The 23,800-nt window shown below is 41.3% G+C and carries 19 protein-coding genes; 2 read left to right on the top strand and 17 right to left on the bottom strand.

The genetic code is table 11. The annotated features are described in order from the left end of the window. The 9 genes from J0X14_RS16350 to J0X14_RS16390 all read right to left on the bottom strand — a co-directional run. On the bottom strand, nt 1-4,382 hold a 4,382-nt coding region (locus J0X14_RS16350; RefSeq protein ID WP_207098894.1), incomplete at its 3' end, for a hypothetical protein. Nucleotides 4,383-4,737: 355 nt separating this feature from the next. Then, nucleotides 4,738-6,885 carry a DUF5723 family protein gene (locus J0X14_RS16355; protein WP_207098895.1) on the bottom strand — a complete coding sequence of 716 codons (2,148 nt, stop codon included), beginning with the start codon at nt 6,883-6,885 and terminating at the stop codon, nt 4,738-4,740. A gap of 633 nt (nt 6,886-7,518) precedes the next feature. Then, nucleotides 7,519-7,851: a YegP family protein gene (locus J0X14_RS16360; RefSeq protein WP_207098896.1), complete on the bottom strand. Its 333-nt coding sequence runs from the start codon at nt 7,849-7,851 to the stop codon at nt 7,519-7,521. A gap of 154 nt (nt 7,852-8,005) precedes the next feature. Further along, nucleotides 8,006-9,205, bottom strand: coding sequence for a glutamate-5-semialdehyde dehydrogenase (locus J0X14_RS16365; protein WP_207098897.1), 1,200 nt, complete (start codon nt 9,203-9,205; stop codon nt 8,006-8,008). Nucleotides 9,206-9,217: 12 nt separating this feature from the next. Continuing rightward, entirely contained in the window at nt 9,218-9,988 is a 771-nt protein-coding gene (proB, locus tag J0X14_RS16370) for a glutamate 5-kinase (protein ID WP_207098898.1), read from the bottom strand. A gap of 3 nt (nt 9,989-9,991) precedes the next feature. Next, the gene (gene proC, locus J0X14_RS16375) at nt 9,992-10,798 is read right to left on the bottom strand and encodes a pyrroline-5-carboxylate reductase (protein ID WP_207098899.1); all 807 of its coding nucleotides are present in this window, start codon (nt 10,796-10,798) and stop codon (nt 9,992-9,994) included. A 28-nt stretch (nt 10,799-10,826) separates the two neighbouring features. Beyond that, entirely contained in the window at nt 10,827-11,018 is a 192-nt protein-coding gene (locus tag J0X14_RS16380; protein ID WP_207098900.1) for a hypothetical protein, read from the bottom strand. Between the two features lie 22 nt (nt 11,019-11,040). Beyond that, entirely contained in the window at nt 11,041-11,238 is a 198-nt protein-coding gene (gene rpsU, locus J0X14_RS16385) for a 30S ribosomal protein S21 (RefSeq protein WP_207098901.1), read from the bottom strand. Nucleotides 11,239-11,246: 8 nt separating this feature from the next. Next, on the bottom strand, nt 11,247-11,690 hold the full coding sequence (locus J0X14_RS16390) for a GNAT family N-acetyltransferase (RefSeq protein WP_207098902.1): 444 nt from the start codon (nt 11,688-11,690) through the stop codon (nt 11,247-11,249). A 480-nt stretch (nt 11,691-12,170) separates the two neighbouring features. Between J0X14_RS16390 and J0X14_RS16395 the strand changes: the two genes are divergently transcribed. Next, nucleotides 12,171-14,405, top strand: coding sequence for a xanthine dehydrogenase family protein molybdopterin-binding subunit (locus J0X14_RS16395; RefSeq protein ID WP_242528068.1), 2,235 nt, complete (start codon nt 12,171-12,173; stop codon nt 14,403-14,405). 90 nt (nt 14,406-14,495) lie between these two features. On the opposite strand, the gene J0X14_RS16400 is transcribed toward J0X14_RS16395, so the two are convergent. The 4 genes from J0X14_RS16400 to J0X14_RS16415 are packed head-to-tail and all read right to left on the bottom strand — an operon-like array spanning nt 14,496 to nt 17,134. Continuing rightward, complete coding sequence (locus J0X14_RS16400; RefSeq protein ID WP_207098903.1) at nt 14,496-15,149, bottom strand: CPBP family intramembrane glutamic endopeptidase; 654 nt, start codon at nt 15,147-15,149, stop codon at nt 14,496-14,498. Nucleotides 15,150-15,159: 10 nt separating this feature from the next. Beyond that, nucleotides 15,160-15,630 (bottom strand): GNAT family N-acetyltransferase, encoded by a 471-nt coding sequence (locus J0X14_RS16405; RefSeq protein WP_207098904.1) that lies wholly within the window; start codon nt 15,628-15,630, stop codon nt 15,160-15,162. Beyond that, the gene (locus J0X14_RS16410; protein WP_207098905.1) at nt 15,630-16,760 is read right to left on the bottom strand and encodes a serine hydrolase domain-containing protein; all 1,131 of its coding nucleotides are present in this window, start codon (nt 16,758-16,760) and stop codon (nt 15,630-15,632) included. The genes J0X14_RS16405 and J0X14_RS16410 overlap by 1 nt, the downstream gene beginning before the upstream one ends. 23 nt (nt 16,761-16,783) lie before the next feature. Beyond that, nucleotides 16,784-17,134 carry a DHCW motif cupin fold protein gene (locus J0X14_RS16415; RefSeq protein WP_207098906.1) on the bottom strand — a complete coding sequence of 117 codons (351 nt, stop codon included), beginning with the start codon at nt 17,132-17,134 and terminating at the stop codon, nt 16,784-16,786. A 274-nt stretch (nt 17,135-17,408) separates the two neighbouring features. Here J0X14_RS16415 and J0X14_RS16420 point away from each other — a divergent pair, with 274 nt between their 5' ends. Continuing rightward, nucleotides 17,409-19,628, top strand: a complete 2,220-nt coding sequence (locus J0X14_RS16420; RefSeq protein ID WP_207098907.1) for a carbohydrate binding family 9 domain-containing protein — start codon at nt 17,409-17,411, stop codon at nt 19,626-19,628. 386 nt (nt 19,629-20,014) lie between these two features. Here J0X14_RS16420 and J0X14_RS16425 read toward each other — a convergent pair whose 3' ends face one another. The 4 genes from J0X14_RS16425 to J0X14_RS16440 all read right to left on the bottom strand — a co-directional run bounded on the left by J0X14_RS16425 (nt 20,015) and on the right by J0X14_RS16440 (nt 23,344). Further along, nucleotides 20,015-21,130: a Fic family protein gene (locus J0X14_RS16425; protein ID WP_207098908.1), complete on the bottom strand. Its 1,116-nt coding sequence runs from the start codon at nt 21,128-21,130 to the stop codon at nt 20,015-20,017. 750 nt (nt 21,131-21,880) lie between these two features. Beyond that, nucleotides 21,881-22,819: a HipA domain-containing protein gene (locus J0X14_RS16430; protein WP_207098909.1), complete on the bottom strand. Its 939-nt coding sequence runs from the start codon at nt 22,817-22,819 to the stop codon at nt 21,881-21,883. Continuing rightward, nucleotides 22,816-23,130, bottom strand: a complete 315-nt coding sequence (locus tag J0X14_RS16435) for a HipA N-terminal domain-containing protein (protein ID WP_152131266.1) — start codon at nt 23,128-23,130, stop codon at nt 22,816-22,818. Before J0X14_RS16435 ends, J0X14_RS16430 begins: the two co-directional genes overlap by 4 nt. After that, nucleotides 23,102-23,344 (bottom strand): helix-turn-helix transcriptional regulator, encoded by a 243-nt coding sequence (locus tag J0X14_RS16440; protein WP_129653157.1) that lies wholly within the window; start codon nt 23,342-23,344, stop codon nt 23,102-23,104. Before J0X14_RS16440 ends, J0X14_RS16435 begins: the two co-directional genes overlap by 29 nt. Nucleotides 23,345-23,800: the final 456 nt, after the last annotated feature.

The raw sequence follows: 23,800 nt of genomic DNA on the forward strand, positions 1-23,800 counted from the left end.
GCCAGTCCCACGGGGCTGGATGTATAGGTCAGGGTGTTGTCATAGTTGTCCACGGTGTTGGTTGCGTCCCCTGCGCAGTCCTCGGGCGTGACGGTTATGGCCGGTGCCGCGGGTGAGGTGTTTATGGTAATTGTGAAAGGTTCCTCATCGAAGCAAACTCCACTCTCATCGTAGATGTAGTAGGTGCCCGAGCTAGTGATGTCCTCGCCTGGGAGATACTTCATTCCGGTACCTCCTGGATCTGTGAAATAGGCTTCATTACCTGTAAGGTTGGTTCCAGTGATGATGGGCAGGGTATAGGAGTCACATGCGATAATATCAGCTATGGGGTCGATATCCGGTGCCCCTGGTGATATTAGAGAGACACTAGGGTTTAGAGTGGAGGTACATCCGTTGACAGTTATCCTCAAATTATTATAGTTGCCCGCAGGTAGGCCATCGATGGTTGCACCGCCTGATTCTATGTTAACATTAGGGAAACTACCGCTGTCGTACACAATGGTATAGAAACCGTCCACTACCACGTTGGTGAAGAGCAATTCCATACTACCATCACTACCACCACAGGTGGTGGGGTCGGTAAAGACGTCCACACCAATTGTTGGTTGCAGATTATTGGTTATTGTGACCTCGTCGAATGAGTCCGGGCATGTTCCATTTGATATGGTCCATCTCAATGTGGCCGATGACCCCACAGGTGGTCCTGAGACACCGGTTATAGAACTAGCGGGATCGTCTATGGCGACAGCGGGACCTGCAATTTGGGTCCAGATTCCCGTGCCCACCATAGGTATGTTGGCATCCATAATGAAGGTACTGTTGTCGCATTGCAAGATGTCAGGTCCTGCATTGGCGGGTGTGGGGTCTTGATAAAAGGTGACGGTTATATTGTTTGAACTGGAACAGCTCCCGTTCACGTCGGTCCACGTGAATACATAAATTCCGTAAGCATTGACCGTAAGAGTCTGGTCCGGGTCGTTGGCGTTAGTTCCAAAAGCTAGGGCGCCTGGTCCGCTAGTCTTTGTCCATGTTCCTGTGCCTACGGCCGCAAGCGCATCGACATCGTGTGTGAGCCCGCATTCTTCGAACATGTTCTGCAGGGAGGGTTCATAGGCATCAGCCGATGGTTGTAGGTCATTGGTAATTGTTACATCATCGGAGGATGGGGCACATGTACCGTTGCTGATGGTCCATCTGAGTGTGGCTGTGCTTCCGGCGGAGAGTCCCGTTATTGTTGTCAAGGGGTCGCTCGGGTCGGTTATTGTTATTCCAGAGGGTCCTCCGACTTCAGACCATGTTCCGGTCCCCACCAAAGGGGTGTTTGCGGCCATATTGAAGGTGCCGTTGTTGCACTGTACAATATCCAGTCCAGCGTTGGCAGGTGTGGGTTCTTCATAGAAAGTGACGCTTATCTCATCGAAGTCGGAGCAGCTCCCGTTTACTTCGGTCCACTGGAAGGTATAGGTGCCGTAGTTGTCAACGGTGACATCGGTTACCGCATTATTTTCATTAAGGAACATGGCGTTCCCGACCAAAGGGCTTTCGTTGGTCCAGGTACCAGTTCCGATAGATGCCACCGCACTCGTGATAAAGGTATTAGCGATATCACAAACATCTCCTCCAGAACCAGCATCGGTAGTAGTTTGTTGATCTATTGTCAATATCATTTGGTCCTGTACATTGGGACAGGAACCATTTCCAATTGCTGTAATTGTGAGTACAACTGATCCATTAGAGATGTCGTTGGCTCCGGGGTTATAGGTAGGCATTAGGAGTGTGCTGTTGGGGGAAAAGGAACCATCCCCTGATGTGGACCATGATAGAGAGCTGGTGTTGGACTCACTTGGCACCGTTGTTGAAGTAGCGAGATTGTGAACACCACCCTCACAGATTGACGCATCTGACCCTGCATCCACAATTGGAGCAGATGTAATGGTCAGTATCATTTGGTCCTGTATGTTTGGGCAAGGACCATTTCCGGTTCCTGTGAGAGTGAGCGTTACCGATCCTACCATGATGTCGTTGGGCCCAGGAGTGTAGATGGGTGTGAGCAGTAAACTGTTGGAGAACGACCCATCTCCAGATGTGGACCATGATAAGGAGGTGGTGTTGGACTCACTTGGTACCGTCGTCGAAGTGGCCAGGTCGTGGACATTTCCTTCACAAATTTCCTCGTCTGAGCCCGCATTTATGTTAGGGTCTGGAATTATAGTAACGGTTACCGTTGCAGTGGCATCAGTACAAGGTGCAGTTGCGGTTACGGTATAGGTAAAGTCGTAGCTTCCGGGGAATACTGTGGAGAAGTCCATGTTGGTGGGGTCTCCCACGACAGAGTTTGCTCCGTTGTTGAAGGCATCGTTCTCATCGGTCCATGTGCCAACACCGTCCTCTCCAGCAAGCTGAGCGTTAAGGTCATAGATGGTGGCGTCGCCCTCACAGATGTCCAAATCGGTAGGGGTGCCGGCATTAGGCGTTGTATAGACCTCTATTGTATGGGTTACATCAATGAAATTACCAGAGGTATCTGTTACTCTGTAGGTACGTGTAATGGTTTCTGGATTAGACAAGCCGTCCGATACATCGCTTATATGGGCCACAGAATCCACGGCACAATTATCATCTTCATCATTGACTACATTAGGGTCTGGAGCCAGAACGGTATCACAAACGACTATTGAAGTAGGATTACTTGCGGTTGGGGGTTCTACATCAGCAATATAAGCAACTGTAAAAACGTCAACCCCACTGAAATTGACGTTGTCAAAAAATGCATGGTCAGCTACTATGCTTGTTGCCTCTATCAATGTTATTGCTCCATTGGTAAAATCACCATTTCCATCTTCGTCTATCATCAAAAATATCTCACAGGGATCGTTGGGTAGTATGTCCGACCCTGTAAGATCAACCCGTACACTTACATTTGAAATAGGATCAGCCGAAACAGACCGGGTTTCATCAATTTTCCAACGTCTTTGAATCCTCCCATCAACACCAACGGGGTTGTTCAGGGCCGTAACAAGCATTGAAGCGTGATCATTTCCCCAGACCAAGTAGTTATGTTCAATGGGTGAAAAGTGTCTTGCGTCAATTGGAGTTCTAGCGTCATCCAAATTATCTTCAGAGAAGTCCATATTTGTGGATATGGTAACCCTTGCTTCTGCATTTACACTTTTTGAGATGCGTTGGTGGAGATTATATCGTAATCTGTGGGCACCAGCGTCATTAAACCTGTCTTTACCTATGCCTGCAATGTCGTAGGGGTAGGTAGCATCGAACATCCATATTGTTGTACCATCAGCTGCTAGGTAGTTGAATGAATCATTTCCATTGATACTGCCCAAGGTTCCTGATGAATTAAGGGTAATGCCATATTTGATCGCTAAATAGCTTTCCATTCTTTGGATGTGATTTACATCAGCAATACCATCCATCAGCAATATTTCTGCAATATGACCAGATAGATTACTTGGATCTGAACCACCACCGGGATCTGTATCGTTAAAGTGTTTCCCCATTCGGTTGTAGTAGAATAGGGATTCATCTGCTGTTGGATCATTTCTAATTAACCCGTTTATGCTAGGATCTGTTAGTCCATTTACACGTGTGGAAAGGGTTTCTTGGTCTACACCCACTTGTCTTACAAAAGTTCCTATTGTAGGCCGGCCCAATAGATCAATACTGCCTGCTTGGAAAAATGTACCCGTGTCCCAAGTCCTACCAACGGAAAAACTATTATTGCTGGACACCCCTAAAGAAAGGTTGGTAAGGTAACTTATGTGTGAATCTATGTCTCCACCAAACAAGAGACTTTGTGTTTCTGCGGTGTTGCCTTCGCCAGTTGCGGAGAAAACGATAAAAACCACTATATTGTCCCTTGCATGGGATCGAAAATAGAGTGCATCACCCGTTCCAGACCCATCAAATTCCACCGCGGGGTTAAAGTTCCATACATCCCTTTGTAATGTTGGTATGCCTGGTATTGCTCCGGTTGGGGTTAAAAAACCAGGACCGCCAGGATGCTCAAAACCATGGTTGGGATAATTTTCCCAAGGTTGGTCATAATTGATTGGGTTAGGATGTTCCATAGCATCTTGGCGAAAATCTGGAATAACAAAATCAACTAAATCATACCATATGTTGACAGGTGTTACACCAGCGGGAGGATATGGAGTAAACTCATGCAAGGCTGAAGGAGTGGAAGGAACATTTATGGCCCTATCTGCAGAATACCAATTGTCTACCTCTTGGGCAGATAATTGGAATCCAGTGATAAAGAGTAATAGCCATAATATTAATTTTTTTATTCGACCGTATGACAAATAGAAGAGGTTGACCAAATTATTGGGGAGCAAATAATTGATAGAGTGTAAAAATTTAGTCATAAGCAAGTAGGTTTTGGCCTAGTATTCTTGGGAAGAAATACAAGGCTTTATGTTAACATAGATTTAAAGTAGCATACCTACCTTATATATAATGGGGTCAATTAACCTATGCGAGGTTAGAATTGATGAAAGGCATAAATGGATTTACGGGACAAAACTCGAAATGAGGTATTTTAATGGTTTATACGGAAGGTGTGCCTTAGTTCATTCTTGGTGTATCCATGTGCTTTTTGGAGTGATGGAAGACATAAAAAAGCCGCCAAGAAAACTTCTTGGCGGCAAACTATCACTGCTTTTTAAGAATACACGAGTTACACCAAACCTTACATTCTTAATTGAATTATGGACAGGATAGCTATTTGATCAGGTTGATTTCCACTCTTCGGTTTTGTTGTCTTCCAATTCGGGTAGCATTTGAGGCTATTGGTTTTTCCTCACCATATCCAATTGCGGACAGCCTTTCTGATGTAATACCCTCATTAATCAAGAAATCCCTAACCGAATTAGCCCTGGCCTCTGACAGTCTTTGGTTGCTTTCGCTGCTTCCCACACTATCGGTATGGCCTTCTACGGTAAATTTAGCGTTGGGGTATTCATTCAAGATTTGAATAATGTCCACCATGGTTGATACCGATTCAGGTTTAATGGTAGCTTTTCCGGTATCAAAAAGTATGGTACGGGCGTAATCATTCAATTGTTTTTGAACTTCCTGTGTTACTTCAGGGCATCCTTTGTTGCTCACTGGGCCTGCTATGCTGGGGCATTCATCATCAATATCCGCAAGGGTATCGCCATCCGTATCCGGGCAACCTTTGTGTTCGGCACTTCCCGGGATGTTTGGACAACGGTCTTCATTATCTATGATGCCATCTCCGTCCGTATCTGGACAGCCATTATACTCGGCTAAGCCAGCTTCGGTAGGGCAGTCATCATCTTTATCCAATACACCATCGCCATCGGTATCTTTCCAGGGGCAACCTTTGTTTTCTTCCGGGCCAACTTCGCTGGGACAGTCATCGTCCTTGTCCAAAATGCCATCGCCATCAGTGTCTTTCCAAGGGCAACCTTTGTTTTCAATTGGGCCTGCAACATCAGGGCATTGATCTTCTTGATTTATGATACCATCATTGTCTTTGTCTTTTAATCTATTTTGGTATACAGGAATTTTAAGCCCGGCATATAGATCAATGGCTTTTGTGTTTTTACCAGCCATTGCTGAAATGATGGACCCGGACCCTAAATATATTGGCCCCAATCTAAGTCCAGCCCCCCATTGGAATCCTGCTCCTTCAAGAATGCTTAACGGGGAATAAACACCAAGCCATGTACTTTCAAATCTTGGGGTAAGCCTAAATTGGTTCAAAATTCGGTTGGTGTTTATTTTTGTTTTTGATGTTAGGGAGACATCAGCATTTAGATTAAGGTAGAATTTGGAATTAATGTTCCAATCCGCATTGGTATGCAATGCGGTAGGTAAAGTAACACTGGCAGATTTGGTTTCTGAAATAAGCTGAAAGTTGTCCAAAAGCGCTTCTTCCAATACATCACCGTCAAAATTATCTATGTCTTGAGTGTTGATAAGGTCGTAAAATCGATCAACACCACTAACATCTTTTATTTTACCAATATCTGTGATCGATGCTCCAAATTTTAGTTTGTACTTGTTGGCACCTCGATCTATAATAGAATTTCCGTTGACATCGGTTTTAGTGTATTTGGCATATTGGGGCCTCCACTCATAAACAAATCCTATATCTGTGCCAATACCTCCACCTCCACTAAAATCAAAATATTTACCGCCATTACCTTCATCGTCAAGACTTGCTGTATTCCCATAGTGTAATTGGCCGGTAGTGGTAACTTGTCGGGAGCCTGAGTCATAATCTACTGTAATGTCGGATCCATTTATATAAACATTACCCATGCCTTGAATGTATTTTAAGGAAAGCCCCCCTTTTATAAAATGTTCTTCCTTGTCCAAAAGAATCCTAGCATACGTAGCGCCAATTTCGCCCCATAGATTAAAGGAACCTGCGATATTACCTTCATCCAAAAAGAAATCCTCAGATTCATCAAATCCTCCTTCTTTGTCCAAAAGTTCTCCATTTATCTCATTTACATTGAAAAACGCCCTTGCCCTTGTGAAAAAGGAGAAAGAATGCTTTTTGCCGAGACTGAGCATTACAGATGGGCCAAGCACATCAATGTTCCATCCTATAAAATTATCTTCGGAAGGAAAGGTTGCTGCATTGTCAAATGCTTTACTAAAATCACTGAAAGCATCATCAAGGTTAAAACCCACATAATTGTTTCCAACAAACGAACTAACCCCAATTAGGTTAATGTCTGTTTTAAGTCTGGAATCTGCAATATTGGCTGGGTTGGAAATAACACCATGAACCCCATTGTAATTGTCTTCCAATAAGCCGACGTAGGATTGAGCATGGCTTATTGCTGTTGTTAAGATGAGAAAGAATCCCATCAATACTATTCTTAAATTCATGTTTACTGTTTTTTGGTATAAAGTTGATTTACAGCCATCTCTCGATCGGATAGGCATTGTACAAAGAGAAAGGAAATATGTGTGGGAGTTTTATGGAAATGAACAAACGCTCCCTTTCAATTGATAAAACAAAAAGCTGGGTTCACCGTAGCTTTCCAAGGGAAGGTAAAAGACTGTTTATAGAGTAAGAAAAAACTTATAAATAATTGGAATACATAAATAGGTTCTCTGTTTTAAAGCCACAGATCTTTACAGGTGAAGTGACAGGTAAGGGTAAAAACAAAAAAACCATTACAACCAAGGAACCACTCTGATTCCTTGGCGTAACGGAAACCTCAACTAAACTAAACACTTTTATGACCAACAGTCTAAAAAAAGTGCATTGCTATATGTGCATGCGTTAAAATTGATCTTGCTTTTCAATGTGCTTTAACGCGTAATTGCACAACAAACATAAGTTGTATTAATAATTTATAGCTGTGCTATCTTATGGATGCCCCTTCTCAGCTAATGGATGGGCAATCTGGTTTGGTGGTTAAAAAAAAAGAATGAGATAAAATGCGCCTATTCATACCATGAAATAAAAAAGGCAGCCCATTTGAGCTGCCTTTTTGTATTCAAAAATATTTTTAGCTAGGAAGAAACTTCTTCGACAGCGGCATCCGGGGCATTTTTCTTTACAGAAGCAACACCATTTTCCATGGCCGATTCGCTGGAATACATCTCGCTGTTCCCAATAACCTGTCCATTGGATGCTTTTAGGTTAAAGTATGGACTTCCATCTTTTGCAGTGTTTCTTTCAAAATTTCCATCGTCCTGCGAATGTTTTCTCACAGACTCGATGCCATTATCGCAGGCAGCTTTGGTGGTATACCCTTGACTGCTTAAAATTACTTGGCCGTTTCCAGCTTTTAAATTAAACCTGAACTTGCCAGATTTATCTGTTTTAATCTCAAATTTTCCCATGGTAATATGTTTAGAGTACTAAATCTAGATATTTTCTCAAAAAATGACCAATATTTCAACCAAAAATTGCCTTTTTTATACTTATTCCAGTTTACAAATAAAAAAAGGCGCTGAAGTCTACCCCAACGCCTAGCTTATTTTAAGGAGATATTTTTTAAACTCTCACCTGCCCATCACCAAATACGTAGTATTTGTTGGTGACCAATTCATTCAATCCGAGCGGGCCACGATGATGGAGTTTATCTGTACTGATAGCCAACTCAGCGCCAACGCCCATCTGTCCACCGTCTGTAAATCTCGTGGAAGCATTTTGGTACACTGCAGCGCAGTCCACATTTTCCATAAAGGTTTGGGCCACACTGTCATTCTGGGTCATAATGGTGGCCGAATGACCGCCAGAGTTTGCGTTTATCTTTTCAATGGCCTCATCCAATCCAGTCACTGAACCAATGACGCATTTCATGGCCAAGAACTCTTCTTGCCAAACCGATTCATTTGGTATGATTTCCTCTCCGGGCAATATCTGTTTGACCTTCTCATCCACCAAAATGGAAACCCCTTTATCGCTTAAAAGTTGTTTCAGTTCTTTTAGTTTTTCCCCATAACCTTCAATCCCTGAATCCACCAAAATTTTGTCCAAGGCATTACAGGCAGAAATTTTATGGGTCTTGGCATTAACAATCACTCCTAAGCTTTTTGTCCAATCGGCCTCATTGTGAACATATAGGAAATTGTTTCCTCGACCACTCACCAGAACGGCACATTTGGCGTGTTCCTTTACAAAGGCGATAAGGCGTTCGCCCCCACGTGGTACGATCAAATCCAAGTCTTGATCAGGATTTTTTAAAAATTCCTGTGTCTGGGTCCGGTCCATTTCCAAAAATTGGATAAAATCTGTTGGCAGCTTATTCTCGGCCAAGGCCTGATGCCAAAACTTTACCAATGCTTTATTGCTATGATAAGCCTCTTTTCCACCCTTTAATAGGATTTTGTTGTTGGCTTTAAACGCTAGGACCGCAGCCTCCACGGTTACATCAGGGCGAGACTCATAAATGATCATTATGGTCCCAAATGGAGCCGTTTTGTTAATGATTTTGAGCCCATTCTCTAAATTTTTGGTAGAGATTTCTTGATTGACCGGATCTTTCTGCAATCGAACCTCTTTTACCGCCTGAATCATCTGGTCCACTTTTTTCTGGTTGACCACCAAACGATCATATAGGGCTTGGTCGTCCCGGTTGAACGCATCCAAATCTTTTTGATTGGCTTTGAGGAGCTCTTCACGATTCTCATCCAGAATTCGCTCCATATCGGCCAAGACTTTATTTTTTATTTCTGTATTCAATAATTTCATAGTTCTCATTTTTTATAGGGAAACTTTGGTCCCTACTTTTTTTCCTTCTACAATATCTAGTATTACATTATCTTTTTTTCCATTCACGATGTAGGACGGAATATTGTCAGCCGCGGCCATTTGGGCATAGCTTAATTTTGAGCCCATACCGCCACGACCTTCACCTTCGGCTTTGTTGCCTTCCTCAATGTACTTGTCCAAATCTTCCTTGGGTGCTACTTTTTGAATGACTTTTGATTCTTCCTTTTCTGGATGGCCGTTGTAGAGCCCATCAATGTCGGTCATGAGAATCAATTTATCGGCATTCATTAGCTGGGCAATCAATGTGGCGAGCTCATCATTATCCGAAAACATGGACATAGCCACGGAAACGGCATCATCCTCATTGGCGATGGGCACTACACCTTCGGACAGGAGTCCTTCAATGCAATTGATCATATTGTCGCGGTGCATCCCTGGATTAAAATCCCGCTTTGTGGGAAGCACTTGGGCGCATTTCATACCATAATCCCTAAAGATGTTGTAGTACAAACGCATCATTCTAGGTTGCCCGATGGCGGAGTACACCTGTCTTCTTTGGGTCTTGTCCTTAATGCTGGCTTTGCCCAATACTTCTTTTCCCGCAATTACAGAACCTGAGGAGACCAAAATGGTCATAATATCACGTTCGTATAGCTCCACAACTTGTTTTACCAGTTTTTTGAGCACGGGTCTTACAATTCTGTTGTCTTTGTTGGTCATCACATTGGTTCCCACCTTTATGACCACGAGTTCTTTATACATGATTTAGTATTCTTCGCCGAGTTCAACGGCACGATTAAAGGCTGCAAAGGCAGCTTCCTTGATCATTTCACTTACATTATTGTCTTCCATGGAGTCCAATGCGGCCCTGGTTGTTCCTCCTTTAGAGGCCACTCGGTCCATCCATGAGTCCGGGGTGAGGTTGTTCTGGTTGAAGAGTTCCACGGCCCCGGTAAAGGTCTGACTCACCAATACTTTGGATACATTTTCGGAAAAGCCCATTTGAAGGGCGGCCTCCATCATGCTCTGCATAAAGTAGAACACATAAGCAGGCCCACTTCCCGAAATTCCTGTGGAAGCATCAATATAGTTTTCGCTTTTTACCCGGAGTGATTTACCGGTGGTGTCCAAAAGGCCTTCCACCATAAAAAGCTCCAAACGGGAAACTTCCTCTGCCGAAACATAGCTGGTGAGTCCGTGACCCACTTGCGCGGGGAGATTGGGCATGGCTCTAACTACTTTGGTAATGCCCAAAGCTTCTTGGATATATTTAATGGTTACCCCAGCCATAATGGAAATGAACAATTGCTCGGGTTTTACCAGGTTCTTCATACGTTTGAAGAGATCTTCAGCATGATAGGGTTTCACGGCCAAGAATATGATATCTGCTTTGGGGACACAGTCCTCTAAGCGTTCCATGGCATCGAAATAGGCAATTTTGCCCACTTCTTCCAATTTTTCCTTTGACTTGTCCAATACCATAATGTTGCGTTTTTTCAACAGTTTGGATTTGGACATACCTGTGGCGTAGGTAAGCCCCATGTTACCTGCACCAATTACCAATACTTTCATTGTTTGGATTAAAAAGTTTATATAAAATTTAGATGGATATGTTGCAGTCTTCGCAATCTTTCACTTTACCGTAGTAGGTTTCCCTGTACTTGTGTAATGTACGTGTAGGGATTCCTAAAATATATCGCTTTATGTACGTTACCTGGGTGGTAAGTTCTCCCATTTTAACGCTATAGCGTTTTTCATACTTGGTTTCCCTTTTAATCTTTGAAAGTTTCATTTTGTTGTTAATGGTGTTTATACTATTCGTTTTCCCTTTCGTTAAGGTATTTGGCCTTGTATTGGGCCTTTTTTAATGTTTTTCTTCGTTCTACTGATTTTTTGGTGTATTCCTGACGGTCACGGATTTGCTCCAAACGCTTGGTGTTTCTATATTTCCTTTTATAGCGTTTTAGGGCTCTTTCTATGTTTTCGCCGGGTTTTACTTCAATTTTGAGCATATAGTGTTTTATCGGTTCAATCTCATTTCTGTGTGGGTTTCACCAAACCCGTATTTTTCAAAAAATTCTTTGTTTGGGCATTGGTTTTCGCTTGTAATATGGATGGCAACATCGCCTTTGCAATATTGTAAGGTATAGTCAAGAAGTTTTTCCTCAATACCTTGATTCCTGAACTCGCGGTGCACTACAAAGAAGACCATAAAGTTTTCAGGGATATAGTCTCCCATACCAGTCTTGTTCACTACGGCCAAAGCAAGTATGTTGTCCTTATCTTCCATGGAGAACACGTAACCTCCCAAACCAGGTATTTCCTTTGTGGAATACTGAATGGCCTTTCGAATGGCCTTTTGGGTGGCTCTTTTACCTTCTTGGTGTTCAAAAAGAAAGTTGGTGAACCGTGTGGCTTCCATGGTTGAAAGTCGGGTATAGGCATCGTAGGTCTTGATTACCATGCGTATGTTTTGCGATAAAATGATGTTGTAGTTTTTGGTTACAAATAGGGCTTAGTGCCATATCCAGAAAAGCATCGCTTTCCAAGATTGCGCATTGCAAGAGAAACCTTGGTTAAAGGTTGGAATTAAAGAGTAGGTGGGATGAATTTATCCGGTTGGTTACGAAATACCAGATAGGTAAAACTTAGAATCCTACAGTTTTTTCTCTCGTGGAGCTTGATTTTCATCGGGGCAAAGATAAGGCATGCAAGCCGTAAATCCCAATTTTACTGGGTTTTATATTTTTTATAACGTTTGAAAGACTGTACTTCTTAAAAGTTTTGAGCACTTTATACATACTGTATGTCCCTCCGGAAATCTTTAGGATATCCGTATAAAACAACAAAGGACTTTAGGTATTTTGTGTTAAATCAAATTTGTAATTTTAAAGGAATTACAAAATAACTACTTCAAGAGAGGTCTAATTTCAAAACAAATAAGATGAAAACCCAAATGGACAGACGCCTTTTTTTAAAATCTTCAACCTTGGCAGGCGGGGGAATGCTGTTGGGTTTTAGTTGGATAGTTTCCTGCAAGGATAAAACCAAAGGATTGGAAAGTGGTTTGCCCGAAAATTGGGTTGAGGTCAATGGGTATATCAAAATAGCTGAAAATGGGATGGTGACCATTATGTCGCCCAACCCTGAAGGAGGACAAAATGTGAAAACGTCCATGCCCATGATTGTTGCTGAGGAACTGGATGCAGATTGGGAACAGGTTATAGTGGAACAAGCTCCACTGGATACAGATAAATATACGCGTCAATTTATTGGGGGAAGTCAGGCTATCCGACAAAGTTGGGAGCATCTTAGGCAAGCAGGAGCCTCTGCAAAATATATGTTGATGCAAGCCGCCTCGGAGCTTTGGGAGGTGCCCATAGATGAAATTACTGCCCAAAAAGGGGAGGTATTTCATCCAGAAAGTGGGAAAAAGGCAGGATATGGCGAATTGGCTACCGCCGCTTCCCAAGTTGCCGTTCCAGAAACTGTTTCCTTAAAAGAAATAGAAGAGTTTGCCATTATCGGTACATCCAAAAAGAATGTCGACACACCGAAAATTGTGACGGGCAAGCCTTTGTTCGGTATGGACTATCAAAAGGAAGGGATGTTGGTTGCCATGATTGTACATCCCCCGGCCTTTGGATTAAAATTGAAAAGCTTTGATGCTACTACCGTTAAAGGAATGCCCGGAATTAAAGCTATTTTTTCCATAAAAACTTATGCTGAAGATTACAAATGGCAGTTTTTTGACACGAATTCTTTTACTGATTTGGTGGTGGTGGTAGGGGATTCCACCTGGCCGGTAATGAATGCCAAAAAAGCTCTTGAGCCCAATGTGGAATGGGAGGCCAGTTCTGATCTAACCATTACAAGAGATCGATTTGGAACTGAGCAGACCTTGTTTTTCCCTGCGGGACTGGAAAACACCTCAGACCATGATCGGAAAAAGAAGGAAATGTCCAAACAAAAAGGTGAGGTACAACGAAAGGATGGCGACCCGGAAAGGGCATTGCGTTCGGCATCCCAAATTTTGGAACGCTCATACACTGCCCCTTTCTTGGCGCACAATTGTATGGAACCCATGAACTTTTTTGCTGATGTGACCGAGGAACGGGCGAATTTTGCAGGGCCATTGCAAAAACCTGAGTTTACCGAAAAAACCTTATCCGCCCGTTTGGGGATTCCCTTGGAGAATATTGATATTAAAATGACCCGTTTAGGAGGGGGTTATGGTCGCAGGTCATACGCACATTGGTTGGTTGAGGCAGGAATCATTTCCCAACGAATGAAAGCTCCCATAAAATTGATGTATACCCGGGAAGATGATATGACCTCGGGAATTTATAGACCCACCTATCGTGCCACTTATAAAGCAGCATTGGATGCCAATAAGAATCTAACCGGATTGAGTGTTAATGCGGGAGGTATTCCCGAAAGTCCATTGTATGCCAATCGATTTCCAGCCGGAACTTTAGATCATTATTCGGCTGAGAGTTGGGTTGTTCCCTCCAATATCACTGTAGGTTCGTTTCGAGCGCCAAGTTCCAATTTTATGGCCTGTGCCGAACAATCATTTTTGGATGAACTTGCAGAGGAGATGGGGAAAGACCCCATAGAATTTCGATTGGAACTGCTTCGTAGGGCTGAAAATGATCCTGTTGGTGAAAATAATGATTATGACCCTTCACGCTACAAAGGGGTCCTTGAGTTGGTTAGGGATAAGTCCAATTGGGGAGAAGAAAAGCCCGGAGTTTATCGAGGTGTGGCAGCTTATTTTTGTCATAATACCTATGCAGCCCAAGTTTTGGATTTGGTGATGAATGATGGTCAACCCCAAGTTCAAAAGGTATATTGTGCTGTGGATTGTGGGATTATAATCAACCCCGATGCGGCTACTAATTTATTGGAAGGTGCCATTGTGGATGGAATTGGAAATGCCCTGTTTGGTTCATTGGCCTTCAAGGATGGTAAACCCAACAAGCAAAATTTTGATCGCTACCGAATGATTCGGATGAAGGAAGCTCCCAAAGAAATTGAAGTCCATTTTGTGCAAAACCAAATTGACCCAACTGGATTGGGAGAGCCGGCCTTTCCACCTGTGTTCCCTGCATTGGCCAATGCCATGTACAGAGCCACTGGAAAACGATTGTACGATCAGCCTTTTATTGCGCAGTAAGGAGCGTGATTATTGGTTCTTCAGCGTAAGGAAAATCTTTTCTTAAATGATTTACCATACCCGTGAAACCCTAAAAACATTGTTTCCAGCTTAAACTCCAGGGTATTCCCCCAAGTAAATCAAAATAAAAGCCAAAGTGTTGGAGACTCCATGGGCTATTATTGGAATAGTGAGGTTTTTATTTGATTTAAGAAAAATGATACCTAAAAAAAGGCCACTCAATCCTTCTTGGATCCATCCAGTGATGCCTTGTTCTGTGTGCCCCCAGCCAAATAGGATACTGGAAAGAACCAAAGCCACTATCCAAGCGGCGTTATTGCTCCCAAATACGTTGGCAATCCTGTTCATTAAAAACCCCCGAAAGCAAATCTCCTCCCCAATGGCAGCCAAAACCCATGACAATATGGTAAATAGGAGTAACATGGCCAGATTGCCACGAATGCCTTTTAAATCACCGAGGTCTGGCTCCGTATTAAAATAATCGCTCAGTAGTGGAGTGGTGACATAAGTGGCAAAAAGTTCCAGCACAATTCCCAATCCAATACCAATGATTATGGCTTTTTTAAGGTCAATGTCCTTAAAGCCCCACCCAATGGAGGCAAATTTTTCCTTTTTTAATTTTAGAACAATCCAAATAAAGGGTATAATGTATAGCGTTTGGGAAATGGGTAGATAGCCCTTTGCATCCAAAACTACCAAGAGGACAAAAATTAAGATTTCAACTAGCAGTATTGCTTTTTTCATATTCAAAGTATTAAAGTTGTAATATTTTATTCATAATTATTTCTGTCCGTTGTACCACGAACATTCCTTTGGGTGCGGGAGCATCATTGAATCCCATAGATCGATACATCTTAAGGGCAATTTCCAGTTTGCCAAAGGTTTGGAGGTACAGATGCAGACCGCCTTGCTCTCTGGCAAACTCAATGCATTTTTGCACCAATTTTTTACCTATTTGCATTCCTCGGGCCTCTTTTGCCACCACAAGTTTGCAGAATTCATAATCGGTTTTGTTCAATTTTTTTACGGCCACCACACCTAAACACTGCCCTTCTTTATTGGCATAGAAAGCCATTCCCCCTGTATTTATATAGTGTTCAACAGGATTTTGAACTTCCAAAAGATCTTCTGCTTGAGGATGAATACCCATGGTATTTGTTAACCAATCTACCCAGATTTTTTCAAAATCCCCTTTATTACGTTCAGAATAAGAATCAACTTTCATTATTGGTCCAGAATTGAAGGTAAAATATCCTGCCAAAGCATGGGTTCGGATTTTCTTGTAATTGCCCCATTGCCAGCTGTGGAAACCACCACTAGACCTAAATGAGGGACTATCCAAATAAATTGACCGCCATATCCTACGGCATAATAAATATCCTCGGTGTTAATATGATTGTATACGTAATGGCTGCTCGAATATCTCCACCAATGATATGCATAATCATTGTACTCCGTGTTTTCAATCTTTTTTGAGGTGGAATTTTCCACCCAACTTTCGGAAATAACTTGAGTTCCTTCCCAACTTCCCCCATTTATGTACAACTGACCAAACTTCAACATATCAATGGGCTTTAAATAAAGCTCTCCTGAGGTCCAAGTGAGCCCGTCAGCACCATGGGCCCACTCCCAATTCTCTATTCCAATCTTTGAAAATAGGTTGGTTGCCGCATACTGTTCAGCAGACAGTCCAGTTTTGTTCTGAATGATTCCCGATAAGAGAATGCTACAACCGCTGTTGTAGTTAAAATGGATACCGGGTTCAGATACCAAGGGCAAATCCAACATGTATTTGATCATGTCATCACTGTCCCAAAGCTTGGTGGCAGAATTGTTTGGATGACCGTATGGATAGGAGAATTCATCCCATTCAAACCCAGCGCTCATGGTGAGAACATGTTGCAAGGTCATATTTTCTTTTCCTTCGGTTAAATTGGCTATGGTACTGTATTCGGAGAAGTAGCTGAGTATTTTTTCGTTTAGACTTTCAATTACACCTTGGTCAAAGGCAATACCAACTAAGGCAGAAGTGACGCTTTTGGTAACCGAAAATAATCGGTGCAACTCAGTTTTATCATACCCATTAAAATACTCTTCCAGTACAATTTCACCATTTCTTGAAATCAGTAGACTGTGTATATCTCCAAAATGACCATTTCTGATTTTGGTTGTCAGGCTTTGTAACTTAAGAGTATCAAGATTTTGTTGATGAGCTGCCAAAAAAGAGTTGCCCAAAGAACTTGCATTGGTATTGATTACTGGCTTGTCTTGACTACAGCCTACAAGGAATGTGAACGCAAGGCATAAAAATGTCATATTGGCTGTTCTATGAAGACCTTTCAAAATATACTTCATTTCTTATTTACTGTTAATACGAATCATTGCTGTTCTAAGAACTCTCCATCCAAGATCAATAGTTTTGCACCAGTACCGGAAATGGAAAGATGGGCGTCCATCCCATCCGAAACTATATAAGTCATCCCTTTTGTGAGAATGTGTTTTTCACCATTATCCAACTGGGTGGTCAAAACCCCTTCCAAGCAGTGTACAACATGTCCTTTCTTGCACCAGTGGTCAGCAATATAGTTTTTGGACATTTCCACAATCCTTACCCTAAGTCCACTATATTGAGTTGTTTGCCATTGTGCTGTTCCAGATTCTCCTTCATGCTCGGTTATTGGAACTGAATTCCAATCTATTGTCTGGAAGGGGATATTTTTTGTGCTCATATGTCTATTTCAAATAAATAAGCAGAAGTTGATTCGTTGTAAAACTAGGTTGAACATGCAACAAAAAGCTCTTGATTCCTGAAATATGGATATTAAAAAAGTGTAAAGGACCAAGGGCCTGGCGTCTAGATTTCCCAAAGATTTTTTAATCAAGTTTCCCTGGTAACCGTGCTACAATGAAGAACGTGAAAGTATTCTTAAAACATGTCTAGATTTAAGTAATCGGGATAAGCCTCCTCGGATAGAAATGTAAAGTTGTGAAAGCAAAGGTATTATGAAATCACAGCCTGTATTCACGACAATCTTTATCCTTTTTTCGCTATGGTCTTATACGCAGTCCACGCAATCCACTCGAGATCAATATAGATACCAAATGTCCGAAGTTGGGAATTCAATAGCTATTGATGGCATTGAAGGGCCAAACGAATGGGAAGCCATACCCATGATTGATACATTTTATAACCATGACCCAGTGGATAGCGGGAATGCCAAAAACAAGACTGAGGTTAAATTGGCCTACAGCAGGACCTCACTCTACATTTTGGTGAAATGTTATGATGAAGGAAAACGCATTGTTCAATCTTTGGACAGGGATTCAGATAATGGACATTGGGGCAGTGATTCTTTTTCCATAGCCATAGACCCTATCAACGAAAAGCAAAGTGGTTACTTTTTTGGTGTTAATGCGGGTGGTGCAGAAGTGGAGGGAAGTCTTGTGGTTGAAGCGGCCAATACAAAGTTTTCGTACATCTGGGATGAAAGATGGTTTTCATCGGTAAAACAGTATAAAGACCATTGGTTGGCTGAGATGGAAATCCCCTTTACCAGTATTAGATATAATGCCAATAATCTAGAATGGGGCATAAGTCTTTTACGAGGTGACAAAGTTGAAAACATGTATTATACTTGGACTCCGTTTCCGGTAAATTTTAGTGGGTTTGATGTAAATTATATGGGGTCATTGGTATGGGGTAAAATCCCAGAAGTCAAGGGTAAAACAATCTTTGTGAAACCTTATTCAACGGTATCTTCCCTAAAGAACAATGTAGCCGATGATAGTGCTGCTCGAACCGAAATAGATGCTGGTGTTGATTTAAGGGTGGGCATTACCAAATCTGTAAATGCTAATATTGCCATAAATCCTGATTTTTCGAATGCAGATGTTGACCAAGAGGTAGTCAATATTACCCGGTTTGATATTTCGCTACCTGAGCGGCGTGAGTTTTTTATAGAGAATGCAGACTTGTTCACCAATTTTGGAAGCTATGATGTTAAACCATTTTTTTCTAGGCGAATTGGTCTTAAGGATGGCAAAAATATTCCCATTGTCTATGGTGCCAGGGTCACCGGAAATGTTACAGACAATACAAGGATAGGTGCCATGAACATACAGACCAAAGCTGAGGGAGGGGTAGATGGTCAAAATTATACCGTGGCGGCAGTCAACCAAAAAGTGTTGAAACGCTCGCAATTGCAAGCCCTCTTTATCAATAGGCAAGAAACAGGGAACGATACCATTAATGATTTCAACAGAAACTATGGAGCGGAGTTTACTTTTATCTCGGACAAGGGAAACTTCAACACCAATATAAAATACCACTCCACGATTACCGATGAAGGGCAGAAGGGCGCTTACTATGGATTAAAGGGGAACTACATCAACAGAAGATTAGGAACTGGCTGGTTGATTGATGTGGTGGAAGATGGGTATAGAGCAGAACTGGGATTTGTTCCCAGACAGAACAGTTTTGACCCCAATGCCAACGAATCGGTAAGGCGCGGTTATTATTTACTGAACCCTTGGGTCAATTATCGTTTTTTTCCAAAAAGGGAAGATCATATTCTTACAAAACAAGCTATAGGCTCTTGGCATAATATGTACTATAACATGGATGGTAGTTTAAATGAAAGCGACAATAACCTATCTTACGAATTCTTCTTTAAAAGTACCGCCCTTCTTGCAATATGGGCAAACAGAAGAGAGGTGAACCTAAGATATGAGACCGGTTTGTTGGGAGGGGATTTTGATCCACTTCCTGCAGTAAATTATGGCTTTTGGAGCGGAAATCTATCCTATGATTCAGATATCAGAAAACGGTTTACTTACAATACTGTACTGTCCTACGGAGAGTTTTATAATGGACACATTACGTCTGCCTCCATTACCGCCAATATGCGCTTTGGGTTCTGGGGTAATTTCAATATAGCGTATTCCTATGATAAGGTAAGCCTGCCCGAAAATTATGGGGAGCGGGAGTTTAATCTTGTAAAGTTCAATGGACTATTGAGTCTTACAAACAAATTGTTTCTCAACAATACCGTTCAATACAACACACAGAACAACAATTTCAGTGTTTTTTCAAGATTGCAGTGGCGGTATTCTTCCCTATCCGATATATTCTTGATTTTTAATCAAAACAACGATACAGCAAACAGTTTTGGACTCGCCAATAGGTCTATCATTCTAAAAGTGACCTATAGATTTGGTCTGTAATTCAATTTAATCTAGGTCACCATAGGCCTACAAATAAGCATTATTGCCAAAGCTTTGGTCTTAGAAAACAAAAAAGCTCCGATTTCTCGGAGCTTTTTGCGGTCTGGACGGGACTCGAACCTTTTACCAGAAGAGCCCATTTTTCAGGGCTTCCCAAAGGGTTAAAATCAAGAGGCACCGAATTGCTCACCTTTTAACAAATTTTAACCTTTTTAACATTAAAAATGATGAATTTTAATACTTTAAAGACTCCAGGTTTCAATATTTTCGAATTGCGGATCTATAGATTCGAAAAACATATTAATTTGTGCGGTTATTGAAATGGATTTTTACTGCTCTATTATAGCCCATAAGTTCTCACTTGCTTTTCAATTTTTCTGTTAATCTTAAAATGTCAAGTTAAGCGAATATCGTGTGCTTTTGAGTTCACCTGTTTTGAGGAGTACCAGTTTGTCGACCAGGTCCTTTAGGTCCCTTGTGGCAGTAGACGCAGATGTTTGGGCAATCCGGATATAATTATCCGCACTGAGCCCCCCTTTAAAGCCCTTATATCCTGCTTTGAACATACGTTGGACTACTTTTAGCTGACGCTCGTTCATCAATGTGGAATATTTATCAAAGAACCTGGCTTTTTGAATCAAAAAGTCAATGGTTTTGATGGTGTGTTGTTGTGCCGCAAGGATTGTTTTCCCAAAGTATAGTAGGAATTCAGTAAGGTCTAATTTGAAATTATGAGCTTCTATGGAAGAATAATATTCATTTTTGTTTGCCTCGATGGTCTGTGATAGGGATATAAGTGCCGGTCTTCCCAAATCCATAGAAATGGATTTTTCGGAAAGCCCTCTAGCAATACGCCCATTTCCGTCTTCAAAGGGGTGGATGGCCAAAAAATAATAATGTGCCAATCCTGACTTGGCCAATGGAAGTATTTTGGATTTGTTTGTCGTGTGGGTTTCGTTGAACCAACGAACATAGGCTTCCATTTCATGTATCATTTGTGATGAGGGAGGGGCCTCATAATGGACTGTCTGTTTGTCGAAGCGTCCTGAAACGACCTGCATGGGGTCTTCATGGGTGCGATATTTTCCAATGTCCATTAAATCCCTTCTGCCATTGGTGAGCATCTGATGCCACTCAAAAAGTTGTTCATGGGTTAATGGTACTGCATATGTTCGATATAGATTAACCATCACTTCAGATATTCCATATTCAGCTTGGGGAAGTTTCTTTCTTTCCGTTTCAAGTCCCAGGTTTTTTTTGATGGATTCCTGAATACTCCCACGGTCAAGATATTCCCCTTCAATGGCCGAAGTAGTTAGGGCCTCATCCGACAGAACTTCAATTAAAAGCTCATTTTTGTCTTCCTCATCAATATGTTTAATGGAACCTAGAGCTACTCCACTAGTTTGGACAAACTGATATTCCAGGTCCTCCAAAGCTGCCTCATCATACCTGAAATTGGGCCAGTCTTTTTGTTTCCAGTTCCATTTAAAAGCTGTCATGAGCTAAATAATTAAGTTTTATAGCTCAAAAATAACAAAAAAATGAGCTATAAATTACATATTTATAGCCCAAAAGGAGGTGTAAACTCATTTTTAAGTCTATATTGAATCAGCCGGATGGTTGAGATTACCAAAAACGGAAAATGAGAACCACCTAATTTTTGGATTTAGTGATTTTAAAATCAGGCTTTTGCGTTAGTCTTGAGGGTGCTCAATTCTATCCGGCGAAGGTGGTATACTATGTCCAGCGTTTCCATATTGACATTGTATTCCCGTAATTGAATAATACGTTTTGGTAATTTTCCGAATCAAATTTTCAACTCGCTTTTTTTATTGTAGTTGCTCCAACCTTTAGGACAGGTTTTCTACAAAACTAGTATAATTATCGAGCTGCTTTTTATTAGGTTTATTGGTCTTTGATAGTCAATGAACAGTTGTCTACTTTTTTTGTTGTATTGTTCTGAATAAACAACTCAACTCTTTAAGGATTTGATCCGAATAGAAAATCTAATCGGCTCATTAGATATAATAGACAAACTAAAATATGGAGGGACCAAGCTTCAATTCGAGGAATAGTTTTATTAAAGAAGCCTAACGATATTTTGGACATCGCCCGGAGGCTCCAGAACCTATAGCTCAAAACCCTAATAAATAAGGGATTTTCGGCCTTTCAAAATTTTATGCTCACCGAATAGGTGACTTTAGATAAATGAAGGGACTGTTTACTTAGAACTGTACTTAATTCTAAACCTATTTGATTCGATTTACCCTTTCTTCAATTAGAGTATTGAATTTCTTTTTTTGTTCTTCCTTTAAAAAGCTTTCATCAATTAAAGAGGGCCATTTTTTTGCTCCCACTACCATTCTGCTCCAAAGGTTTTCCATTGCCTTTTGAGGAACGCGAGCTTTGGCCATTGCCATATCGAAATCTTCTTTTGAGATTTTTCTTTTTTTACCGTTCAAGGCCAAGGCCAACTCCTCAGGATCATCAGGTATCAATAATTGGGCTGAAATCATATCATAGGCAGGAGCCAAGGAGTAAGATTTTCCATTCTTTGCAATAAGAGAGAAGTTTTTAAGATGCATATCATTATTTCCCATCAAGAATGATGCAATGACTTGCTCATAAAATCGGACTACATCGAATAATGGGTTTTGTGAGTAGGCCATTATGGCTTTGGCAATCTGTTCGTAAGAACCTCTGTATTTATGTTCAGTGAGGCGTTCTGTAAACTGGCATGCGTCTTCCATGGCAAATTTGTTACTCTTTGCATCCCGATCTATTCTTCTGGTCAGATAGGCCAAATACCCATCTTTTAGTGGAATCAACAAAAAAGGTACCGTATCAATGCCACATGCCTGTGCCAACAACATCGATAATGCTTCCGTCTCAGGCATTTGAGGATATTCGGAAAAGGGTGGTTTTAAAATGTATCTTCCGTTCAAAGCGCCGACAATGGTCAGTCTGGAATTGTTTTCTTGGGTGAAGCCCAACGAAAGCTTGGGTTGAACCCCGGTTACAATGACGCGTTGGGCCACATTTTCTTTGGCCAGTTCCTCAATTTGTGAAAGTTCATAATCCAATGCAAGTACGGGCGTGTCTTCTTGCCAAAAGGACTTTAGGCAATCTGGGTGATATAGTTCCTCTTCAGGGGAAAGTTGTTTTTGACAGGCTAGACAGTTGCTCATTTTTCCAATACACTTATGTTGCCGATACAATCTTTACAGGTGGCCAATAAAAGCCCCATACGGTCCCGTGGATTTAGTTTCCAATTCTTTTGTGCAATTTCCAATAGCCAGCCTTCGGGTATCAATCCATCAAAAAAAGAAAACAAAAAATCTGAATGAAATGGTTTCTCTTGCAAGGGCAATGTCAGGGATACAGCAATGGGATTTTCTGATTTCAGATATTCATTGGAATAGGTAAAGTGATACCCTTCCTCATCTTCCATCAGGATTCCTGCCAAATTATTATCCACCCAAATTTCTCCTTGTCTCATCACTTATGGGTGTAGGGGTTAATTCATGTCCAAAGAATAAAAGTACCTGATTGATCTTATCCGTCATCAAGTTGGGTTTTCCTTGCTCCAATTCACGGACAAATCGTAGCCCAACTCCAGTGGTATCTGAAAGTTCAACTTGGGTCAAGTTAAGTGCTTTACGTCTTTTCCTGATAAATTGAGCTATGGGATTATTTCTATTCCAATCTTCCATAGATATACCTTAGCGGGTACAATATAGATAAAATAATTCAAATTATACCTTTTAGGGTATAAAACATGTTTTTTTATAGTAATTATACCTTAAAGGGTATAAAAATAAAAATGTGTCAAATGAAACAAATAAAATAAAAAAACCTGTAAATCAATAATTTAAAGGTTTACGTTTTGTTTTGGATGTGTTTTAGTGGAGTGGATTGGATCAACTGTTTTTCATTGAAAATGTGCACATGTGGAATCTTTTTTTGGAACTAATCTTTTTTTGATTCTTTTCAAGCTTTAAAAGTGCCCTTTTAATTTTATAATTCCTCCAAATATTGGATAGGACGGTTTTAGTATACCACCCGCGCCGGGTTAAAGAGAGCATAGCAAAAATTAATATAAACTCTTTTATGACATAGTCTGAAACGGTTTTTTGGATGGCTTAAAGAATTCCGTTTTCAGTGGTTCG

It is taken from the genome of Allomuricauda sp. CAU 1633, assembly GCF_017313225.1.
GTDB lineage: Bacteria > Bacteroidota > Bacteroidia > Flavobacteriales > Flavobacteriaceae > Flagellimonas.

Bases quoted from the DNA above. Each gene is read 5' to 3' on its own strand.
- J0X14_RS16355 (WP_207098895.1), bottom strand. From the start codon at position 6,885: ATGAATTTAAGAATAGTATTGATGGGATTCTTTCTCATCTTAACAACA.
- J0X14_RS16360 (WP_207098896.1), bottom strand. From the start codon at position 7,851: ATGGGAAAATTTGAGATTAAAACAGATAAATCTGGCAAGTTCAGGTTT.
- J0X14_RS16365 (WP_207098897.1), bottom strand. From the start codon at position 9,205: ATGAAATTATTGAATACAGAAATAAAAAATAAAGTCTTGGCCGATATG.
- proB (WP_207098898.1), bottom strand. From the start codon at position 9,988: ATGTATAAAGAACTCGTGGTCATAAAGGTGGGAACCAATGTGATGACC.
- proC (WP_207098899.1), bottom strand. From the start codon at position 10,798: ATGAAAGTATTGGTAATTGGTGCAGGTAACATGGGGCTTACCTACGCC.
- J0X14_RS16380 (WP_207098900.1), bottom strand. From the start codon at position 11,018: ATGAAACTTTCAAAGATTAAAAGGGAAACCAAGTATGAAAAACGCTAT.
- rpsU (WP_207098901.1), bottom strand. From the start codon at position 11,238: ATGCTCAAAATTGAAGTAAAACCCGGCGAAAACATAGAAAGAGCCCTA.
- J0X14_RS16390 (WP_207098902.1), bottom strand. From the start codon at position 11,690: ATGGTAATCAAGACCTACGATGCCTATACCCGACTTTCAACCATGGAA.
- J0X14_RS16395 (WP_242528068.1), top strand. From the start codon at position 12,171: ATGAAAACCCAAATGGACAGACGCCTTTTTTTAAAATCTTCAACCTTG.
- J0X14_RS16400 (WP_207098903.1), bottom strand. From the start codon at position 15,149: ATGAAAAAAGCAATACTGCTAGTTGAAATCTTAATTTTTGTCCTCTTG.
- J0X14_RS16405 (WP_207098904.1), bottom strand. From the start codon at position 15,630: ATGAAAGTTGATTCTTATTCTGAACGTAATAAAGGGGATTTTGAAAAA.
- J0X14_RS16410 (WP_207098905.1), bottom strand. From the start codon at position 16,760: ATGAAGTATATTTTGAAAGGTCTTCATAGAACAGCCAATATGACATTT.
- J0X14_RS16415 (WP_207098906.1), bottom strand. From the start codon at position 17,134: ATGAGCACAAAAAATATCCCCTTCCAGACAATAGATTGGAATTCAGTT.
- J0X14_RS16420 (WP_207098907.1), top strand. From the start codon at position 17,409: ATGAAATCACAGCCTGTATTCACGACAATCTTTATCCTTTTTTCGCTA.
- J0X14_RS16425 (WP_207098908.1), bottom strand. From the start codon at position 21,130: ATGACAGCTTTTAAATGGAACTGGAAACAAAAAGACTGGCCCAATTTC.
- J0X14_RS16430 (WP_207098909.1), bottom strand. From the start codon at position 22,819: ATGAGCAACTGTCTAGCCTGTCAAAAACAACTTTCCCCTGAAGAGGAA.
- J0X14_RS16435 (WP_152131266.1), bottom strand. From the start codon at position 23,130: ATGAGACAAGGAGAAATTTGGGTGGATAATAATTTGGCAGGAATCCTG.
- J0X14_RS16440 (WP_129653157.1), bottom strand. From the start codon at position 23,344: ATGGAAGATTGGAATAGAAATAATCCCATAGCTCAATTTATCAGGAAA.